The organism is Ralstonia sp. AU12-08 (assembly GCF_000442475.1).
In the GTDB taxonomy this organism is placed as follows: Bacteria; Pseudomonadota; Gammaproteobacteria; order Burkholderiales; family Burkholderiaceae; genus Ralstonia; species Ralstonia insidiosa.
On record NZ_ASZV01000047.1, the window covers coordinates 16,877 to 36,946 of the forward strand.

Genomic DNA, 20,070 nt, shown 5'->3' on the forward strand with positions numbered 1-20,070 from the left:
GGAGCGTCCGGGGGAAAGAATTATTCAGTGAGGAACATCACGTCGCGTGCCAGCGGCATCAGGTGCTGGCCTCCATCGACGAACAGCGTGGTGCCGGTCACGGCGCGTGCGGTGGCGAGATAGCACACCGCCTCGGCAATGTCTTCCGGCGTGGACGACTGGCCCAGCGGCGTCATCTGGTGCGCGCGTGCAAACCCGCCACTCGACTGGTCGCCCGACACCATCGTGATGCCGGGGGCCACGCCCACCACACGCAGCGCGGGCGCGAGTGCCTGCGCAAGCTGCATGGTGGCCGTCGACAACGCCGCCTTCGACAGCGTGTACGACAGAAAATCCGGGTTCAGATTGTCGAGCTTCTGATCCAGCAGGTTGATGACAACACCGCGATGCTCAGCATCACCGGCCGTGAGTGCACGGTGCAACTCGCGCGACAGCAGCAACGGTGCCGCCACGTTGGTGCGCATGTGCGTATCGAGCGACGCATAGCTGAAGCTGGTCGCCACGTCGTACTGGAACAGCGAGGCGTTATTGACCAGGCATGTGGGCGTACCCAGTGCAGCGATGCAGTCGCCAACCAGGCGGCTGGCAGCGGCCTCGTCCGACAAGTCGGCCTGCAGCACGGCAGCGCGACGGCCCATGGCGATGATCTCGGCGGCCACGGCGTCGGCCTCGGCGCGCGAGCGATGGCAATGCACGGCCACATCCCAGCCGTGGCGGGCCAGGGCCAGGGCGATCACGCGGCCCACGCGGCGGCCTGCGCCGGTGACGAGGGCCACCCGTGTCTGTACGGGCGGTTGTGCGTTCGATTGAGTCGGCGTCTGCGCCATTGTTTACAATCCGGCAATGAGCAAAACCGTGAGTCTACCGCTTCCCAATGAGGCGGCGCAGGCGCAATCCGCGCACCTCTTCGCCCTGATCGCCGACGCCATTGCGACGGCCGGCGGCTGGCTGGCATTCGATCGCTACATGGAACTGGCGCTCTACGCGCCGGGCCTGGGCTACTACAGCGGCGGCGCGGCCAAGTTTGGCCGCCGCGTGGAAGACGGCGGCGACTTCATTACCGCCCCCGAACTGACGCCGTTCTTCGGCCGCACTGTCGCGCATCAAATCGCACAGGTGTTGGAAACGCTGCCCGAAGGCAAGCGCCACGTGCTGGAATTTGGCGCCGGCACCGGCAAGCTGGCCGCAGACATCCTCACCGAACTCGATGCTCTGGGTGTGCGCCCCGACAGCTACGGCATTGTCGAACTGTCCGGCGAACTGCGCCAACGCCAGCAGGAACGGCTGACGGCGCTCGGCTCCGAGCTGGGCGCGCTCGCACAGTGGCATGACACGCTGCCCACCACATTCACCGGCGTGATGGTCGGCAACGAAGTGCTTGATGCGATGCCCGTGTCGCTGTGGGCGCGGCGTAGTGGCGTGTGGCATCAGCGCGGTGTGGTGCTCGACGCCGAGCACGGCCTGCAATGGAAAGACCGCCTTGTCGACCCGTCTGAGGTGCCCGCCAAGCTCGCTGCCCTGCCCGGCACCGGTGACCTTGTCACCGAATCGCACGAAGCCGCCGAGGGCTTCATCCGCAGCACGGGCGCGGCACTCGCGCGCGGCCTGCTGCTGCTGATCGACTACGGCTTCCCCGCCGCTGAGTACTACCACGCACATCGCGCCAACGGCACGTTGATGTGCCACTACCGCCAGCACGCACACGACGACCCATTCTGGCTGCCTGGCCTGCAGGACATCACCGCGCACGTCGATTTTTCGGGGATTGCCCAGGCAGGCCAAGAGGCGGGGCTGGAGCTGCTCGGCTACACGAGCCAGGCGCGCTTCCTGTTGAGTTCGGGTGTGGGCGAGCTGCTGATGACGCTGGATCCGCACGATCCGATGCAGTTCCTGCCGGCGGCCAACGCCGTGCAGAAGCTGCTATCGGAAGCGGAGATGGGCGAGCTGTTCAAGGCCATCGCGCTGGGCAAGGGCATCGATGCGGCGCTGCCGCTGGCCGGCTTTGCGGATGCCGACCGTTCGAACCGCTTGGGCTGATCAGGCTGACGCCGCCTTGGCGGCCTTGGCTTCCAGGGCACGCTCGTTCTGCTCGGACTCATACCGGCCGATCGTGCCGCGCATCCACCACAGCACCACCAGGCCCGGGAAGGCAAACGCCACGGTCATCAGATAGAACGCGGGCCAACCGTAGGCTTCCACCAAGTAGCCCGAGGTGGGCCCGACATACACGCGGCCAATGGAGGCCAGTGCCGACAGCAACGCATACTGCGTCGCCGAGAACGACCGGTTGCACAGCGCCATCAGCAGCGCCACAAAGGCCGCCGTGCCCATGCCGCCGCAGATGTTCTCGATGCCGATAGCCACCGCCATCGTCCACAGGTGCTGCGGCGTGACCGCCAGCACCCAGTAGCCCAGGTTCGACACCGCCTGCAGTACGCCAAAGAGCAGCAGCGCGCGCACCAGCCCCAGCCGCACCATCAGCGTGCCGCCGTATAGCGCGCCGGCAATGGTGGCCGCCAGCCCCAACGTCTTGTTGACGATGCCCACCTCGCCGGCCGAGAAGCCGACGCCGCGGATCAGGAACGTGGTCGACAGGCTGCCCGCAAACGCATCGCCCAGCTTGTAGAGCACGATCAGCGCCAGCAGCGCCCAGGCGCCACGGCGCGAGAAGAAATCCTTCAGCGGCCCGACCACCGCTTCCTGCAGGCTGCGCGGCGGGCGCGCCACCACCTCGGGCTCGGGCGACCACAGCGTGGTGAAAATGCCCAGCGCCATCAGCCCGGCCATCAGCAGATACATGTTGCTCCAGCCCAGTACGCGATCGGCCAGATACAGCGCCAGGCCGCCCGACACCAGCATCGCCAGCCGGTAGCCGAGCACCTTCACGGCCGCACCGACGCCGCGCTCGCTCGTATGCAGCACATCGGTGCTGTACGCATCGAAGACGATGTCCTGCGAGGCGGAAAGAAACGCCACCAGCACCGCCAGCCCAGCCAGCGCCCACAGCGCGGCGTGCGGCGGTGTGAAAGCCATGGCGGCAATCGACGCCACCAGCCCGATCTGCGTGAGCACCAGCCAGCCGCGGCGGCGCCCCATGAGCGGGGGCGTGAAGCGGTCCATCAGCGGCGCCCACAGGAACTTGAAGATGTACGCCTGCCCCACCAGCGAGAACAGCCCGATGGTGCGGATATCCAGCCCCTCCACCGTCATCCACGCCTGCAGCGTGCCCGAGGTGAGCGCCAGCGGCAGGCCAGAAGCAAAGCCCAGCAGCAGCATCGCGCCGATGCGGCGGTTGCGGAAAACGTCAAGGTAATCGTGGAAGGTCATGCGACGGGCGGAGATGCGATGCGGGTTGCCACGTAGCGTGGCCGGGTGCGTTGGCCGATATTATGTCTCAGTCGATTCCGCCCACCGCTTCCATGCCACGTGTCTCACGCACCCTGCTGACGATCGCCGGCTTCACGCTGGCCACATGGGCCACCGCCATGGACGGCCCGCTGCCCGTGCCCGCCGACGGCGTGAAGCTGGAAGCGCCGACCACCACCTCGCCCAACATCCGCCTCGTCATTCCGGCCGAAGAAATCGAGAAACGTGCGCAGGCCGAGTACAAGGGCGTCATCGACAACGCCGCACGCGAAGGGGCGCTTGCCCCGGACAACGTGCCGGACCTGATCCGCATCCGCGCCATCGTCGCGCGAATCACCCCGCAAGCCTCTCGTTGGAACCCCGACGCTGCCCACTGGCAGTGGGAGATCAACCTGATTGGCGCGTCTCAGGTGAATGCGTTCTGCATGCCCGGCGGCAAGATCGCCGTGTTCTCGGGGCTGGTGGAGCAGTTCAAGCTGACCGATGACGAACTCGCCATGGCGCTCGGCCACGAGATCGCCCACGCGCTGCGAGAACATGCCCGCGCCCGCGCCGGCCAGCGCGAGGTCACCAACCTGGGCGCCAATGTCATCTCGCAGCTCTTCGGCTTCGGCAACCGCGGCGATACGGACCTGGGCGAAGGGGCCAAGATGCACCTGCTGGCCTTCTCCCGCAATGAGGAAACCGAGGCCGACCTGGTCGGCATGGACATCGCCTCGCGCGCCGGCTACGACCCACGTGCCGCGCTCACGCTGTGGCAGAAGATGGGCTCGATCGGCGGGGCGGAGCAGAAGCAGTTCCTCTCGACGCATCCGTCGGGGCGCACGCGCATGGTGGTGCTATCGCGCCATCTGCCGGAAACGCTGCCGCTGTTTGCCGACGCCATGCAAATGCCGATGGCCAAGCTCTCGGCCTATCGGTCGAACATGCAGTATCTGGGGGCAGCACCTGTTGATAATGGGGATGAGGCGCCGATGCGGCCGATGGTGCGGCCTTAGATAATCATTCGTTAATCAACGCGCATCTGCCAATGGCGACATCCGATTTCGTCACGGCCACTACGCGCATAACGACGCCGATTCGCCCGCCCAATCCAACTCAACCCCACAACCCCGCCAGCCAACTGGTTTTGCGGGGTTTTTGTTTGGCACCACGGCATCAACGAAACCCGAGCGCAGAAAACCGCTGAATACCCACCAACGAGTGGGGAGCCTCATTTCCATAAGGAAATCCTAAGAAAACAAATTTCCCCTCCTTGTACGCTGCGCACCGCAGCTTTACTGCACACAAATTTCTACAAAAATCAGGGATAAGAAAAATGCAGACATGGGGTAAGGGACTGACAGGCATCGTCCTGGCTTGCACGTTGGCCGCTTGCGGCGGCGGCGATGGCGGCAGCAACGGTGGTTTTGCCGATCCGAATAGCTTCACCGTGAGCGCCACCGTTGGCGGCGCCAAGGTTCAGTCGATCAACGTCGGCGGCAACCAGACCGCCACGCTGACGGTCAAGTCGGGCCAGGATCTGCGCCTTGATACCGACAAGGACGTCAACTGGAATGCCGGCAACAAGACAAGCTATACCGATTTCTTGGTCAAGGGCGCCAGCACGCAAAGCTGGACAGCTAGCTCGATGAGCCCGCCGGGTGGCACGTTCACGGTGACGGCGACGTCGGCCAAGGATGCGAGCAAGTCGGTCAAGGTGACGGTAACGGTGACGCCGCATGAGTACACCTCCGGCGCGCCGCAAACCGCTGGCCGCGTCACAACCTGGACGGAAACGACCGCACGCCTGAGCGGTGGCGCGCCAGAAGTCCACGAGCGCGTGAACACGACGACTAACGTCGACAGCACGACGGGCTATGCCACGATGCCCTCAACCGTCGACGGCGTGGCCGACGAAACCTACACGCAAGATGCTGACGGCAACCGCATCAAGCGCAAGCGCACGGACGGCAGCATCTGCACGTACACCCCCAAGCGCACGCTGGTGAGCTTCCCCCTGTCGGTCAACAAATCATGGACGTCGGCATGGATGTACAGCTGCGACACCGGCTATCAGGAAACCGTCAACGCCACCTCGACCGTGGAAGCCTATGAGCCGGTGACGATCGCCTCCGGCACGTTCAACGCGCTGCGCATCCACCACGTGCAATCGATTACAAAGTCCACAGATGGCAATCTGCCAAGTGGTACGTACGGCATCGATATGCGCTGCTGGTGGGACGTCGCTGGCCAACGCACCGTCAAGTGCGACCAGACCTACACCTACAAGGACACCGCTCCGGCGAACTACGTGAAGACGTTCTCGCAAGACCTGAAGTCGGTCAAATAAGCACAGCATCACCGCACTCTCGGCCCCGCAGGCTTCACCGGCCTCGCGGGGCTTGTTGTTTGCACGACGGCCTTCGCGCGCCGCGACAACGCCATCCCCGCCACTGTCGCGCCCAGGATCAGCACCGCTCCCGCGCTCTGCACCGGGCTGAACCACTCACCCAGCACCAGCGCACCCAGCACCGTGGCTGTCAGCGGGCTCAGCAGCGAGAGAAACGTCACGTCCGCGCCCAGCACACCGATACCGCGAATCCACAGCCAGTAGCCTAGCGCCGTGCCGATCACGATCAGGTACGCGAAGCCCACGGCATTGCGCGCTGTGAGCACAGGCGGCAGCCCTTCCACGAACAACGCGACCGGCAGCAGCACCAACCCGCCCAGCGCGAGTTGCCAGGCGGCCACGGCCAGCGGCGTGCCAATACGGCCCCAGCGTTCGATGAGCACCGTGCCCATTGCCATCGACAGCGCAGCAGCCAGCGCCGCCGCCACGCCAATCGCATCCAGCTTGGCCGCCGGCCCAAGAATCAGCAGCCCCACCCCCAGCGACCCTGCCATCGCCACCACCAGTTGCACCGGACGCGGTTTGCGCGCGAGCAGCGGCCACGCCAGCAACGCCACCACCAGCGGCTGCGCAGACATGATCGTCGCCGCCACACCCCCCGGCAGGCGCTGCGCCGCTACGAACAGCAGCGCGAAGAACACGCCGATGTTGGCCAGCCCGAGAAGCAGCAGCGGCAGCAGCTTGTCGCGCGGCGGCAAGCCTGGGCCGAGCAGCATCAGCAACACGCCAGCCGGCAGCGCACGCAGCGCGCCCACCAGCAGCGGATGGTCAACCGGCAGTGTCTGCGTGAAGACGAGGTAGGTCGTACCCCACAACATGGGCGCCACGGCGGTGGCCAGCATTGCGGTCAGGCGGTTGAATGGCATGATAAATCTCCACGTCACGTAATTTGATATCGAATTAAATGGATCAGAAGAGTCAGCCCGGAAAACGCCCGCTGAACGCGAGTTCGCTGATCGGCTTGCGCGGCGTGGGGCCCTCCACCGACTGCAGGGGCGCCGGCAACGACGCCACATAGCCGCGGCGGCCAACGGCCACGGCAATCTCGATGCGAAAGCGTTCCGGCACGTGCAGCACAGCGCGCGCCCGCTCGTAGTCCACGCCCGCCATGCCGCGCGCGTGGTAGCCGAGGCTGACCGCCTGCAGCCCCAGTTGCGCCCATGCGGCACCGGCATCGAAGCTGTGCGTCTGCGACGGCACAGCGTTGGCCGGGTCGTCGCGGTGGATGCGCGTGTCGGACAACACGAAGATCAGCGCCGAGGCGTGTTGCGCCCAATCACGATTCATGGGTACGAGCAGGCTGACGAATTCGGTCCAGTGCGCATCGTCGCGACGGGCGTAGAGAAAGCGCCACGGCTGGTAGTTGTAGGCCGACGGTGCCCAGCGCGCCGCCTCCAGAATGCGCAGCAGATCGGCCTCGGGCATGGGCTGGCCGTCGTAGGCGCGCGGCGACCAGCGCGCCAGGAACAGCGGATCGATCGGGTGATCAGCAAGTCGTTCAGTCATGATGGCTCTCATGTAAAAGTGCGGCGGGATGCCCGATTGCTTCGTACCGGCAAACCCGATACGCTTTCAAGAATCTTGATATCAAATAGTTTGATATCGAAATACTAGGACGAGGTTTTCGATGGGTCAAGGTGATCCCACACCCACACAAGGGGGACCGATGGACGGCATCCTCGCGCAATGGCGGCGCGAGCGCCCGGACGTCGACGCGAGCCCGATGGCCGTCTGCGGCGAGGTCTGGCGCGCTGGCGAGCGGCTGCGCCAGGGCGTGATTGCCAATATCGCCAGCGCCGACTTGGACATGGCCGGCTTTGATGTACTGCTCACGCTGCGCCGCAATGGCCGTGAGCAGGCGCTGTCGCCCTCCGCGCTGGCCAAGGACATGATGCTGTCCACCTCCGCCATGACCAATCGGCTCGACCGGCTGGAAAAGCGCGGCCTGATCGCCCGCAAGACCGATCCGGAAGACCGGCGCGGGCTGCAGATCGTGCTCACCGACGCGGGTTTCGCCTTGGTCGATGGCCTGGTCGCCTCGCATGTAGAGACGGAGGAGCGGATGCTCGCGGCGCTGAGTCAGGCCGAGCGGGCGATGTTGCGGGAGTTGCTGGGGAAGGTTGGCGGAGCCGATTGACACGCCAACCGAACCAGCGGAATCAGCAAAGCGCGCCTATTCTTAGGACGCGCTTTTTTTGTATCTCAAGGGGCAATTGCATTCGTATACGTTTGTATGCGTTTGCACTATATTGGTTTGCAAGCGAGCTTGAGAGTGGGTTCTGTCATGCAAACCGTATCCGTACGCATCCCTGAAGACGACCTCGCGTGGTTGTCGAATCTTCAACTGGCCGGCGCCTCCAGCCCGAGCGACAAGATTCGCGCGCTGCTGTCTGAGGCCAAACGGCGCGCCGGCGGAGAGAACGATTTTGCGAGCTGTGTCGCGTTGCTGCGCGAACAGGTCCGCCCACTGCAAGACGCCGTCCAGATCCACGAACACACCTCGCACAGCCATTCCGAGATCGTGTCGCTGCTGGCCGCGCAGTTGCCGGAGCTCATGGCGACCCTCATCACGTCGGCGCCAGACAGCAAGCGGCTGGCCGAGACAGCGGTAGAGCTCGAAGCACGGTTGACCGCCAAGGCCATGCGCATCCTGCTGGGCCTGCTGCGCCTGGCCGTCACCCAGCGCCCACCGGTGTATCAGAGCACGGTACTCAACCCCTACGTGGCCGAGGTTCAGGAACTGGCGCAGATCATTCAGCCTGCGCGCGAGCCCTCCTGAGCGAAAGCCCCTCATTCCTACGCATTTCCACATCGCCCCGCCCCCGCTGTTCTTGCCTGGAAAGGAGCCAAGCACCATGACAACCGATCGCCTGGGAACCCGCGTCAAGCGGCTGCTGAGCGCCAACGTGCACGCACTTGTCAGCTCGCTGGAAAGCCGTGCCCCACAAGCGGTGGCCGAGCAATACCTGCGCGAGTTCGACGAGGTCATCGCGCAGGCCCGCAACGAACTGGGCAAGCATGAGGCCGCGCGCTACCAGGCCGGCAAGGCCATTACGCGCATCAACAACGAGATCGAGCGGCTGACCGAATTGACGGCCACCGCGCTGGCCAAGGGCGACGATGCCGCTGCCCGCGCCGGCGCAGAACGGCAGATCGACCTGGAAGACCAGTTCGGCGCGCTGTACCAAACGCTGCAGGAATCCAATGAACGTGCCCAGACCGCCGAGTCTGACCTGCTCGGCCTGCGTGCCAAGCGTGCCGAAATGGAGGCCGCGCTCAACGAGATGATTGCGGCCCGCGCGGCGGTGCAAGGCATGTCGCAGACGGAATCGGCCGCGGGCTCGACGGTCGGTGCGCGTGCGGAGCAACTCGAAACCGGCTTCAATCGCACCATGGCCAGCGCCACCGGCGCGCTGGGACTCGGCACCGGCAAATCCTCTGCCGATCCGCTCCTGCTCAAGCGGCTGGAAGCCATTCACAAGGCCGAGCGCGTGAGCGAGCGGCTTGCCCGCCTGAAGAATGCGCGCACCGGCCAGGCCGATGCCGCCTCGCCGTCGTCACTGGATCAACTTGGAGCCATCGACAGTCATGGGTGATCTGCTGCTGCCCGGCAACGCGCCGTTCGTCGTTGCCATCGGGTTGATGGTGGTGATTGGCGCACTGGAGAGCCTCTCGTTGCTGCTGGGGCTGAGCCTGACCGAGCACGCCGGCAATCTGCTGGTCACGCATTTCGGTCTGGACCACAGCGACACGGGCGCTGAACCAGGCGCCGTCGGCCAATTCCTCGGCTGGCTGCACATCGGCCGCATTCCGCTGCTGATGGTGCTGATCCTGTTCCTGCTCGGTTTTGCGGTGGTCGGGTTGTCGCTGCAGCAGGTACTGCGCGTCCTCACGGGCTGGATGGCGCCACCGGCGTTTGCTGCCGTCCTGGCGGCTGCCGGCGCGTTGCCGTTCGTGCGCCAGATGGGCGGACTGATCTGCCGCTACCTGCCGCAGAACGAAACAACGGCGGTGTCGGAAGAGGCGTTCGTCGGCCGTACCGCGCAGATCGTCACCGGCACGGCATCGGAAGGGGTACCCGCCGAAGCCAAGCTCGTCGACGAATTCGGCCAGCCGCACTATGTGCGCGTTGAACCTGACGAGCCCGAGCAGTCGTTTGCACGCGGGACCACCGTCCTGCTGGTCTCGCGCGTATCGGGCTCGCACTACCGTGTCATCGCCAACCCGCATCCTGATCTGCTGTAAACCGCGGCATCGCAACTCGATGCCGATGCAAGCCTGAGACTTGCCGCTGTTCCTTTCTTCAAGGGAGTCAAACAATCCATATGGACGCCATCATCTACTGGGGAGCCCTGGGGCTCGCCGTCATCATCGCGTTGAGTGTCATCGGCCTGATCTTTGCGCGGCTCTATGTGCGGGCCTCCGCCGAACGCGCATTCGTGCGCACGGGCCTTGGCGGGCAGAAGGTCATCATGAGCGGCGGTGCCATCGTGCTGCCGGTGTTTCATGAAGTGATTCCGATCAACATGAACACGCTCAAACTCGAAGTCAGCCGCGCTTCTCGCGACAGCCTGATCACCAAGGACCGCATGCGTGTCGACGTCGTGGTGGCGTTCTTCGTGCGCGTCAAGCCGACGGCGGAAGGTGTCTCGACCGCAGCGCAAACGCTCGGTCAGCGCACACTGTCGCCCGAGAACCTGCGCGCGCTGGTTGACGACAAGTTTGTCGACGCGCTGCGCTCGACCGCTGCGCAGATGACCATGCAAGACCTGCAGGACGCGCGCGAAAAGTTCGTGCAGGGCGTGCAGAACACCGTGTCCGAAGATCTGACGAAGAACGGCCTGGAGCTGGAGAGCGTCTCGCTCACCAACTTCAACCAGACGTCGAAGGAGTTCTTCGACCCGAACAACGCGTTCGACGCCGAAGGCCTGACCAAGCTCACGCAAGAGACCGAACGCCGCCGCCGGGAGCGCAACGAGGTCGAGCAGGATACGGAAGTGTCGGTGCGCGAGAAGAACCGCGATGCGCTGTCCAAGAAGCTCGAGATCGAGCAGCAGGAAGCGTTCATGAAGCTGGAGCAGGAGCAGCAGGTGAAGACGCGTGCCGCCGAGCAAGGCGCGCGGATTGCCGTGTTCGAAGCCCAGCGCCATCAGGAAGCCGAGCAAAGCCGCATTGCGGCCGAGCGCCAGGTTCAGGAATCCGAGATCCAGCGCGAGCAGGCCGTGCGCACACGCAAGGTCGAGGCCGAGCGTGAGGTGCGCGTGAAGGAGATCGAGCAGGCCAAGGTCACGCAAATGGCCGCCATCGAGCAGGCCAAGGTGACGGAGATCGCGCAACAGGACAAGGCGATCGTCATTGCCGAGAAGTCGGAAGCGCAATCGCAGGCACAGGCACGCGCGAACGAATCGCTGGCTGAAGCCGTCAAGGCCGAACAGTTGGTCGAGACCACGCGTCGCACCGCAGAAGCAGACCGCTCCAAACAGGTGGCGCTGATCGAAGCCGCGCAGGAAGCCGAAACGAAGGCCGTGCACATCACCACGCAAGCGCGTGCCGAGAAGGAAGCCGCACAACTGCAGGCGACTGCCATCGTTGAACTAGCTGAGGCTGCCCGCAAAAAGGGCCTGGCAGAAGCCGAAGCCCAACGCGCGCTGAATGACGCCATCAATGCGCTGTCGTCGGACCAGACCAGCCTGAAGTTCAAGCTCGCGCTGCTGCAAGCACTGCCGGCGGTGATCCAGCAGACCGTCGAGCCGATGAAGGCAATCGACGGCATCAAGATCATTCAGGTGGACGGACTCAACCGTACCGGTGGCAGCGGCGCAGACGGTGCCGGCCCCGCCCACACTGGCAGCAATCTGGCCGAGCAAGCGATGTCTGCCGCGCTGTCGTATCGCGCACACGCACCGCTGATCGACTCGCTGCTCAATGAGATCGGCTTGAGCGGCGGTTCGCTGCAAGGGCTGGTGCCGGGCGTCGCTGGTCAGGAAAAGGTGGTGACAGCCGATGCGGCAAAGATTGGTGTCTCGCCGCAACCGCACGCGGTGCACAAGGTCGATGGTGCGCCGGTTCGCAATGGGCAGGACACCAGCAATCCGGCAGCCTGAACCGGCGTCAAAAGCACCCAGGAAGAACGCGCCTTCGGGCGCGTTTTTTACGCCGATGCTGCACCTCACCCATCGTCCTTCCGCAGTAATTTCCCGCAACACAACCCTCAAACTCCCCGCCCGCATCCGGCGCCACAATCCGGGTACCGCTCCCACTTGATTGCGAGTCGCCATGCTCCGCACCACCCTCCTCCCCCTGGCCTGCGCTGCCGCGCTCGTTGCGGCGCTGCCGCCGCCGGCTGTTGCCCAGACAACATCCGCACCGGCTGAAGACAACGAGGCCCTGCACAACATCCAAAGCAACTTCGCCCACATGACACCACCGCCACGCTCGGTGGAGTCCATCAACAAAGACCTGCAGCAAGCCAAGGCCGCACCGGTCAACCGCCAGGGCGGCGGACGCGGTGGCAAGGGTCGGATGCGTCAGCAACAACAACAGGACAACGCCAGCCCCGACACCAAGCCGCAAGCTGCGCAAGATGTGCCCGCGCCGTCAGCCAATCCGCAGCCTTCTGCCGCACCGGCAACAACCCCGTAAGAAGACGGGTCGCGTGACAGGCCATTCCTCTTTACGATGGCACCTCATGCACGCGCATGGCGTGCCCTGATGTGCTGGATGGGAGAAACCTGTGAGCCTGGCCGTGCTGTGTGTGCTGGTGATCGTGGCGATGGTGTGCGCGGCGCGTGCACGGCGCCGGGCTGCGCGCACGCTGACGGCGCTCTGCGTGGTGTTGGTGGTGGCCATCGGCTGTGGGCCGGTGCCGGCCTGGCTGCTCGACTCCCTGGAAAAGCCGTTCGAGAACGAGCCGCAAATCAGTTGGGGCGCGCGCAATGCCATCGTGCTGCTGGGTGCGGGCACCTTCCGCATCGGCAAGACGGTGGAGCCTGGCCTCTTCTCGTATCCGCGCATCGTGGAGGCCGTGCAGTTGTACCAGGCCTGCCGGAAGGCAAGCGCCGGAACGAACGGCGAATGCAAGATCCTCGTGAGCGGCGGTGATGCACGCCACCACGGCGAACCCGAAGCGACGGTCTATCGCCACGAGATCGTCGCACTCGGCGTCAACAGCGACGACGTGCTCATGGAGCCCAAGAGCATGAACACGTGGCAGAACGCGCAGTTCTCACGCGCGGCGCTGGCCGACTACGCACCAGATCGCACGCTACTGGTGTCTTCCGCCATCCACCTGCGGCGCAGCCTGCTGTATTTCGCGCACTTCGGCATGACGCCGATTCCCGTGCGCGCCGATGATCTGCAGGCCACCGCATCACCGTTGCCGATGGCGTACAACTTTGCGCTGATGGACTACGCGCTGCACGAGTGGATCGGCATTGCGCGCTATCACGTGTACAACGCGCTCGGCTGGAATCCGGAACGCGTCCATCCGGGCCAAGCCTGACCCCACTGCACCATTCGTGCATGTGAAGCACGGCTCTAGCGCTCGCGCTTAAGCCACAAAATAGGCAGCAAAATTCCGGCGCCGACCTATACTTTGTGCATCGCAACATCCGAGTTTTGCAATGCGCCACCTCGGTCGTATTGACGCTCACCACCGCATCACCATTGGCAAGCTCGCTTGCCACCACCCGCCCACCGGGCGCGGCCATCCCTGACGGGAATCGCTGACGATTCCTGCGCCAGCAGCAGACGTCTGCACTAGCAGTACGTCCGCCCCGCCAGCCAACACCTCAGAAGCAAACCAACAAGCAAGGGGAACCCTCATGCCTCAAGTCACGGCAAGCAAACTGCCGGTCAAACTGCTCGCGTTCGTCTTTGGCGCCATTGCGGCGCTGGTGATCGCGCGCACCTTCCTGCTGAACTGGCAGATCATTCCACCCGGCTATACGGGCATCAAGATCAACCGGCTGGTCGATCGCGGCATCTCGCGTGAGAACGTGGTCACCGGGTTCGTGTTCTACAACCCGGTGCAGACGGTCATCATCCAGTACCCGACCTTCGTGCAACGCGTAGTCTGGACGCAAGACCTGAACGAAGGCCGGCCGATGAACGAAGAGCTGACCTTCAACACCAAGGACGCCGTGCCCGTGAACGTGGACGTGGCTGTCTCGTACCAGCTCGACCGCGACAAGGTGCCGGCGTTCTACACCAACTTCCGCGCCGACCATATCGAAAGCTTCACACACGGCTATCTGCGCGACACGGCACGTAACGTGATCGTCGCCATCGGCTCGGAATACAACTTCGACGACGTGAACGGCGCGAAGAAGGAGGAGTTTGTCGCACGGCTGACCAACGAGCTCGACGCGCGCCTCACACCGCTGGGCGTGTCGATCAAGCAATTCGGGATCGTCGGTTCGCTGCGCCCGCCGCGCGCATTGCTGGATGCCGTGAGCGCCAAGACCAAGGCCATCCAAGACGCCATCCGCACCGAAAACGAAGTGCGTTCCGCCCAAGCCGAGGCCAAGAAGAAGGTGGCGATTGCCGAAGGCGAAGCGGCTGCCAACCACGCGCTGGCTTCATCGCTGGATGACCGCCTGCTGGCGTGGGAACGCCTGAAGCTCGAACGTGCCGCCATCGAGAAGTGGAACGGCGTGACGCCGAGTGTGATGGCGGGTGGCAATGGCGGCAGCATGCTGTTCAACATCCCGGCGACGGGGCAGAACCACTAACACGCAAGCCAACGCACCAAAGAAAAACGCGCCCAAAGGCGCGTTTTTCGTATCGGTTCAACCGACGATCAGCTTGCGAAACCCGGAGCGGCTTCACGCACGGCATGCTCGGCGCCCGCAGCGGGAATCGGCGCTTCCACGTGCAGGCTGGTGGCCTCATCCACGCCCAGATGCACGTTCATGCATTGCACCGCGGCGCCAGCTGCGCCCTTGCCCAGGTTGTCAAGGCGGGCGGTGACGACCATGCGCTCGTCCGAACCGAACACGAACAGATCGGCACGGTTGGTGTCGTTGGCGCCTTGCACGTCGAAGAAGCCGTTGTCGAGCGTCGCGACATTGTCGGCCGGGGCCACACGGATGAACTGCTCGCCCTGGTAGTAGTCGGCCAACACCTTGGCAACATCCGCCGGGCTCACCTTGCGTGCCAGATGCTGCGGGTGCAGGCCAATCGTCACGGCCAGACCCTTGAGGAAGTTGCCGACCACCGGCGTGAAGATCGGCGGCAGGCTCAGCTTGCTCTGCACGCGCATCTCCGGCAGGTGCTTGTGCGCCAGCGCCAGCGCGTACGGGCGCGGGCTGTCGAGCTTCGGGTTATTGGCGGCGAGGTAGTCGGCAATCATCTGCTTGCCGCCACCGCTGTAGCCGGTGAGCGAGAACGCGGTAACCGGGTAATCAGCCGGGACGATGCCCGCTTCCACCAGCGGACGCATCAGCAGCACGAAAGCGCTGGCGTGGCAGCCCGGCACGGCGATGCGCTTGGTGTTGCGCAGGCGCTCACGCTGGCCCTTGTTCAACTCGGGCAGGCCGTAGACCCAGTTGTCGTCCGTGCGGAACGCGGTGCTGGCGTCGATGATGCAGGTGTTCGGGTTGTTGACCAGCGACACGGCCTCGCGCGAGGCGACGTCTGGCAGGCACAGGAATGCGACATCGGCGGCATTCAGGAATTTGGCGCGCTCGGCCGAATCCTTGCGCTTGTCTTCGGCGATGCGCAGCAGCTCGATATCGTCACGTTGCGACAGATAGTCGAGCAAGCGAAGGCCGGTGGTGCCTTCCTGACCGTCGACGAAAACCTTGAATGCCATGGCGATCTCGCTAAAAAAACTGGAGCAGAAAAAAAACGCCGGCACTCGCCGGCACGTGAGTTTTGCATTGTAGCGGCTGCCGAAGAAATTTCTGCGGCAGCGCAACAACGTGATGCTTATGCCACTTACCAGTGCACGGGCGCGTCGTAATCGACGGTGAGCGGCGCGTGGTCACTGAACTTGATGTCCTTGAACACCGACGTGCGGCGTGCGGTGGCGGCAATCCCCGGCGTGGCGATCTGGTAATCGATCCGCCACCCGACGTTCTTTGCGTAGGCCTGGCCGCGGTTGCTCCACCACGTGTACTGCTCGGGGCGCTGGTCCAGCGTGCGAAACACATCCACGTAGCCGACCTCGTCGAACAGCTTGGTCAGCCACGCGCGCTCTTCGGGCAGGCAGCCGGAGTTCTTCTGGTTGCCCTTCCAGTTCTTGATGTCGATTTCCTTGTGGACGATGTTGACGTCGCCGCACAGCACGACCTCGCGGCCCTTTTCATGGCGCAGGTCTTTCAGGTGCGCCATGAACAAGTCCATGAAGCGGAACTTGGCCTGCTGGCGCTCTTCGCCGCTGGAGCCTGACGGCACGTAGACCGAGATGATCGACAGCTTGCCGTAGCGCGCCTCGACGTAACGGCCTTCGGCATCGAACTCGCCGTTATCGAAGCCGATGATGACTTCGTCAGGCTTGTGGCGCGTGTAGATGCCTGCGCCGCTGTAGCCCTTCTTCACCGCGTGCTGGAACACGCCGTGGTAGCCGTGCGGGGCCAGGAATTCGGGCGTCATGTCGTCTTGCGCGCATTTCAGTTCCTGCACGCAGACGAAATCGGCGTCCTGCTTGCCCATCCAGTCGAAAAAGCCTTTGCTGGAGGCAGAGCGAACGCCGTTGAGGTTGGCGGAAATGATGCGTAACATGGCGGGACTTTTTTGCAGACCAGAGAAAAAAGATGAGCCAAAACAGCGAGTTGCGCCAATCCTTCATCCGCTTTGCGGTGGAAGCCGGCGTGCTGTCGTTCGGGGAATTCGTGACCAAGGCGGGGCGGACGTCGCCCTATTTCTTCAACGCCGGCAAGTTCGCAAACGGCGGACTGTTGGGCCAAGTCGCGCAATTCTATGCGAAAACCCTGCTGGACTCGGGCGTCGAGTTCGACATGCTGTTCGGGCCGGCTTACAAGGGCATCACGCTGGCATCGGCCACGGCCGTGGCGCTGGCGGGCATGGGCCGCGATGTGGGTTTTGCCTACAACCGCAAGGAAGCCAAGGACCACGGTGAGGGTGGCAGCCTGGTCGGCGCGAAGCTGCAAGGGCGCGTGGTGATCGTTGATGACGTGATCTCGGCCGGCACGTCGGTGCGCGAGTCGGTGGAGCTGATTCGCGCGGCGGGCGCCACACCGGCGGCAGTGCTGATCCTGATGGATCGGATGGAGCGCAGCGGCAATGCTGTGGATATCGGCGAGCGCTCGGCCGTGCAGGATGTGCAGGCTCAATACGGCATGCCGGTTGTGTCGATTGCGAACCTGGACGACTTGCTGGGGTATCTGGATGGCGCTGGTGATCCGGCGCTGGCGGGGTATCGCGAGAAGGCTGCGGCGTATCGGGATAAGTACGGCGTTAGCGCAATTTGAACGCTTGAAGTTGTGAAAAACCCCGGTGAATGTTGTTCGCCGGGGTTTTGTTTTTCTGGTTTTTCCTTTGTTCAATCCCATGCCGGGGATGGACCACCAAAGCCCAACCCCGCCATACCCAATCCCTACTCGATCTTCAAAGCCTCAAAAGCCGGATTCCCCTCAGGATATTCCGGCTTCATCCCCTCCAGCACCTGCAACAAAATCTCCGCCACCATCAAATTCCGGTGCGTCTTGGAATCCGCCGGCACCACATACCAAGGTGCGCTAGGCGTGGCCGTGGCATTGATGGCCGCCTCATAGGCATCCATGTAGTCATCCCAGAACTTGCGCTCCGAGATGTCGGCAGGGTCGAACTTCCAGTGCTTGTGCGGATCGTCGATGCGCTCCTGCAGTCGCTTGCGCTGTTCGTCCTTGGAGATGTGCAGAAAGCATTTGACGATGGTTGTGCCGGTCTCGACCAGCATCTGCTCGAACGCGTTGATATGCCCGTAGCGGCGCTTGCATTCATCCGCATCGATGTCGCCGTGCACGCGCGTGATGAGCACGTCTTCGTAGTGACTGCGGTTGAAGATGACGATCTCGCCGCGTGCAGGCGCCTGCGCGTGGACGCGCCAGAGGTAATCGTGCGCCAGCTCCAGCGGCGTCGGCGCCTTGAAGCCGATCACGCGCAACCCCAACGGGTCCATTGCGCGGAACACGCTGCGCACGGTGCCGTCCTTGCCGGAGGTATCCATGCCCTGCAGGATCACCAGCACCTTGCGGCGGTGCTCGGCGTAAAGGATGTCCTGCAGCGTATCGAGCCGCGCGCCAATCTCGGCCAGGCGCTCCTGGTCGGTGGCCTTGCTACCGGTTGACAACGGTTTGATCCCCGCATCCGCCTTGGCGATCTTGAACTTGCTGCTGCCGTCGTAACGCCACTCGTCGATCAGTGTCTTGCCGTTCGATGCCATGAACTTCTCCTCGTTATTGTTTTGACGGGTACGGCAGCCAACCGTGCAGTTGACTCGGGGGCTAGTGCGCAGCAGTCAGCTTCAATGCATCCAGATCCAGCGTGCCTTCAAAGACGGTCGTGGCGGGGCCAGTCATCATCACCGGCTCGCCCTCGCCCGCCCAGGCGATGGTCAGGTCGCCGCCATGCGTGGCTACCTTGACGGGCGAATCGATCAGGCCACGGCGGATACCCGCCACCACGGCCGCGCAGGCGCCCGTGCCGCAGGCAAGCGTCTCGCCCGCGCCGCGCTCGTACACGCGCAGGCGGATGGCGTGACGATCGACGATCTGTATGAAGCCCGCATTCACACGGCGCGGAAACACGGCGTGTGATTCGATCAGCGGACCGTCCTCCAGTACGGGGAAGGCCTCGGTGTCGTCCACCACTTGCACCGCGTGCGGGTTGCCCATTGATACGGTCGACAGCCACTCGGTGCGGCCGTTGATCTGCAGCGCGTGCAGCGTGTCGCGGCCTTCGGCGCGCGTGGGCAAGCCCTCGGGCAGAAATGGCAGGCGTGCAGCCTCGAACACGGGCGCGCCCATGTCGACGGTCACCCGGCCATCGTCCTGCATCGTCAGCGTAGCGATGCCGTTCATGACTTCCACGCGCACGGTGCGCTTATCGGTCAAACCCCGGTCGGTGACGAACTTCACGAAGCAGCGCGCACCGTTGCCGCAGTGCTCCACCTCGCCACCGTCATGGTTGAAGATGCGATAGCGGAAATCGACATCCGGGCGCGTCGAGCGCTCGACCAGCAGGAGCTGGTCTGCCCCCACGCCAAAGTGGCGATCAGCAATGGCGGCCCATTGCTCAGGGGTGAAGTCGATCGGGGTCTGGATGCCGTCGAGCACGACAAAGTCGTTGCCCGCGCCGTGCATCTTGGTGAAGTGCAGTTTCACGATGGTTGGCCGCCCAAGGTGACCCAGGCGGCGGTGAGCGTTCGGAAAACGCCCATTCTAAAGCGAGCCGGGCCGGCCCGCCCCGGGCGTCAATAAATGCCAGGCATGCCTTCCGGGCGGTGCTTGAAGCGCTTGTGCACCCAGTAGTACTCGGTAATGCGCGGGCGGATGGCGTCTTCAAAGAAGGCGTTCATGCGACGCGTGTCGGCGGTCAGGTCGCCGGTGGGGTAGTTCTCCCACGCGGGCAGGATGCGCAGCGCGTAGCCTTCGTAGTTCGGCAGGATCTCGGTGTACATCGGGATGACCTTGGCGCCGGTCATCGACGCCATACGCGGGATGGCGTTGAGCGTGAGCGCGGGCACACCAAAGAACGGCACGAACTCCGAGTCGCGCTCGCCGAAGTCCATGTCGGAGATCAGCTGCAGCGCCTCGCCGCGCTTGATGGTCCGCATGATCTGGCGGATGTTTTCGTTACGCGACACCATGGTCGCACCGAAGCGGCTGCGCAGCGCCTTCACGGCATCATCCAGCGCCGGGTTGGCCATGCGCGTGTACAGCGAGCAGCCTGCGTTGCCGGTGTTCGTACGCAGATATTCCGTCAGCGCCAGCGCGCCGATCTCCACACCCGACAGGTGCAGCGTGACGAGAATATGCGGCTGACCATGCAGCGCCGGCAGGTTGGCCTGATCGTCGATCTTGACCACGCGCATCAGGCGCTTCTCTGATGCGAACCACGCGAACGAGCGCTCGGCAAAGCTGCGGAAGACCTTTCGGAAGACCTCGTGCGCCATCGCTTCGCGCTCAGCGTCGGATTTCTCAGGGAAGCACGCTTTCAGGTTGGCCAACACCACACGGCGCCGTCCATTGGGAATGCGATACAGCAGCCCGCCCAGCCCCTCGCCAAAACGCGCGACGAAGCTGTAGGGCAGGAAGGACAGCAGCCATAGAAAGCCGAGTCCGAGTTTGGCAGTGAAACGTTCCATA

21 protein-coding genes are annotated in these 20,070 nt (G+C 64.0%); 12 read left to right on the forward strand and 9 right to left on the reverse strand.

The features are described from left to right. Positions 1–20: 20 nt before the first annotated feature. Complete coding sequence (locus tag C404_RS52300; protein WP_021196814.1) at positions 21–827, reverse strand: SDR family oxidoreductase; 807 nt, start codon at positions 825–827, stop codon at positions 21–23. A 16-nt stretch (positions 828–843) separates the two neighbouring features. Between C404_RS52300 and C404_RS52305 the strand changes: the two genes are divergently transcribed. Further along, positions 844–2,037 carry a class I SAM-dependent methyltransferase gene (locus C404_RS52305; RefSeq protein ID WP_021196815.1) on the forward strand — a complete coding sequence of 398 codons (1,194 nt, stop codon included), beginning with the start codon at positions 844–846 and terminating at the stop codon, positions 2,035–2,037. Here C404_RS52305 and C404_RS52310 read toward each other — a convergent pair whose 3' ends face one another. After that, positions 2,038–3,327 (reverse strand): muropeptide transporter, encoded by a 1,290-nt coding sequence (locus C404_RS52310; protein WP_021196816.1) that lies wholly within the window; start codon positions 3,325–3,327, stop codon positions 2,038–2,040. A 92-nt stretch (positions 3,328–3,419) separates the two neighbouring features. On the opposite strand from C404_RS52310, the gene C404_RS52315 reads away from it, so the two are divergent. Beyond that, on the forward strand, positions 3,420–4,364 hold the full coding sequence (locus C404_RS52315; protein ID WP_031329963.1) for a M48 family metallopeptidase: 945 nt from the start codon (positions 3,420–3,422) through the stop codon (positions 4,362–4,364). Between the two features lie 320 nt (positions 4,365–4,684). Beyond that, complete coding sequence (locus tag C404_RS60105) at positions 4,685–5,698, forward strand: hypothetical protein (RefSeq protein WP_021196818.1); 1,014 nt, start codon at positions 4,685–4,687, stop codon at positions 5,696–5,698. A gap of 8 nt (positions 5,699–5,706) precedes the next feature. Here C404_RS60105 and C404_RS52320 read toward each other — a convergent pair whose 3' ends face one another. Further along, entirely contained in the window at positions 5,707–6,624 is a 918-nt protein-coding gene (locus tag C404_RS52320; RefSeq protein WP_021196819.1) for an EamA family transporter, read from the reverse strand. A gap of 52 nt (positions 6,625–6,676) precedes the next feature. After that, positions 6,677–7,264, reverse strand: coding sequence for a nitroreductase family protein (locus tag C404_RS52325; protein ID WP_021196820.1), 588 nt, complete (start codon positions 7,262–7,264; stop codon positions 6,677–6,679). A 121-nt stretch (positions 7,265–7,385) separates the two neighbouring features. Here C404_RS52325 and C404_RS52330 point away from each other — a divergent pair, with 121 nt between their 5' ends. The 8 genes from C404_RS52330 to C404_RS52365 all read left to right on the forward strand — a co-directional run bounded on the left by C404_RS52330 (position 7,386) and on the right by C404_RS52365 (position 14,490). Then, positions 7,386–7,895: a MarR family winged helix-turn-helix transcriptional regulator gene (locus C404_RS52330; protein ID WP_031329966.1), complete on the forward strand. Its 510-nt coding sequence runs from the start codon at positions 7,386–7,388 to the stop codon at positions 7,893–7,895. 147 nt (positions 7,896–8,042) lie between these two features. Beyond that, on the forward strand, positions 8,043–8,537 hold the full coding sequence (locus C404_RS52335; RefSeq protein WP_021196822.1) for a hypothetical protein: 495 nt from the start codon (positions 8,043–8,045) through the stop codon (positions 8,535–8,537). Positions 8,538–8,613: 76 nt separating this feature from the next. Beyond that, complete coding sequence (locus tag C404_RS52340; protein WP_021196823.1) at positions 8,614–9,354, forward strand: PspA/IM30 family protein; 741 nt, start codon at positions 8,614–8,616, stop codon at positions 9,352–9,354. Beyond that, a complete protein-coding gene (locus C404_RS52345; RefSeq protein WP_021196824.1) occupies positions 9,347–10,003 on the forward strand; it encodes an OB-fold-containig protein in 657 nt (218 codons plus the stop codon). Before C404_RS52340 ends, C404_RS52345 begins: the two co-directional genes overlap by 8 nt. Before the next feature lie 80 nt (positions 10,004–10,083). Then, complete coding sequence (locus C404_RS52350) at positions 10,084–11,862, forward strand: flotillin family protein (protein WP_021196825.1); 1,779 nt, start codon at positions 10,084–10,086, stop codon at positions 11,860–11,862. 172 nt (positions 11,863–12,034) lie between these two features. Continuing rightward, a complete protein-coding gene (locus C404_RS52355; protein ID WP_021196826.1) occupies positions 12,035–12,400 on the forward strand; it encodes a hypothetical protein in 366 nt (121 codons plus the stop codon). Between the two features lie 91 nt (positions 12,401–12,491). Next, positions 12,492–13,259: a YdcF family protein gene (locus tag C404_RS52360; protein WP_021196827.1), complete on the forward strand. Its 768-nt coding sequence runs from the start codon at positions 12,492–12,494 to the stop codon at positions 13,257–13,259. A gap of 322 nt (positions 13,260–13,581) precedes the next feature. Then, on the forward strand, positions 13,582–14,490 hold the full coding sequence (locus C404_RS52365) for a prohibitin family protein (RefSeq protein ID WP_021196828.1): 909 nt from the start codon (positions 13,582–13,584) through the stop codon (positions 14,488–14,490). A 68-nt stretch (positions 14,491–14,558) separates the two neighbouring features. Here C404_RS52365 and argC read toward each other — a convergent pair whose 3' ends face one another. Both argC and C404_RS52375 read right to left on the reverse strand, forming a co-directional pair. Further along, positions 14,559–15,572 (reverse strand): N-acetyl-gamma-glutamyl-phosphate reductase, encoded by a 1,014-nt coding sequence (argC, locus tag C404_RS52370; RefSeq protein WP_021196829.1) that lies wholly within the window; start codon positions 15,570–15,572, stop codon positions 14,559–14,561. Between the two features lie 125 nt (positions 15,573–15,697). Beyond that, positions 15,698–16,483 (reverse strand): exodeoxyribonuclease III, encoded by a 786-nt coding sequence (locus C404_RS52375; RefSeq protein ID WP_021196830.1) that lies wholly within the window; start codon positions 16,481–16,483, stop codon positions 15,698–15,700. A 32-nt stretch (positions 16,484–16,515) separates the two neighbouring features. On the opposite strand from C404_RS52375, the gene pyrE reads away from it, so the two are divergent. Further along, on the forward strand, positions 16,516–17,193 hold the full coding sequence (gene pyrE / locus C404_RS52380; protein WP_021196831.1) for an orotate phosphoribosyltransferase: 678 nt from the start codon (positions 16,516–16,518) through the stop codon (positions 17,191–17,193). 125 nt (positions 17,194–17,318) lie between these two features. Here the strand turns inward: pyrE and C404_RS52385 are convergent, their stop codons facing one another. The 3 genes from C404_RS52385 to C404_RS52395 all read right to left on the reverse strand — a co-directional run bounded on the left by C404_RS52385 (position 17,319) and on the right by C404_RS52395 (position 20,069). Further along, entirely contained in the window at positions 17,319–18,146 is an 828-nt protein-coding gene (locus C404_RS52385) for a polyphosphate kinase 2 family protein (protein ID WP_021196832.1), read from the reverse strand. Between the two features lie 61 nt (positions 18,147–18,207). Next, complete coding sequence (gene dapF, locus C404_RS52390; protein WP_021196833.1) at positions 18,208–19,086, reverse strand: diaminopimelate epimerase; 879 nt, start codon at positions 19,084–19,086, stop codon at positions 18,208–18,210. 89 nt (positions 19,087–19,175) lie between these two features. Next, positions 19,176–20,069 carry a lipid A biosynthesis lauroyl acyltransferase gene (locus C404_RS52395; protein WP_021196834.1) on the reverse strand — a complete coding sequence of 298 codons (894 nt, stop codon included), beginning with the start codon at positions 20,067–20,069 and terminating at the stop codon, positions 19,176–19,178. Position 20,070: the final 1 nt, after the last annotated feature.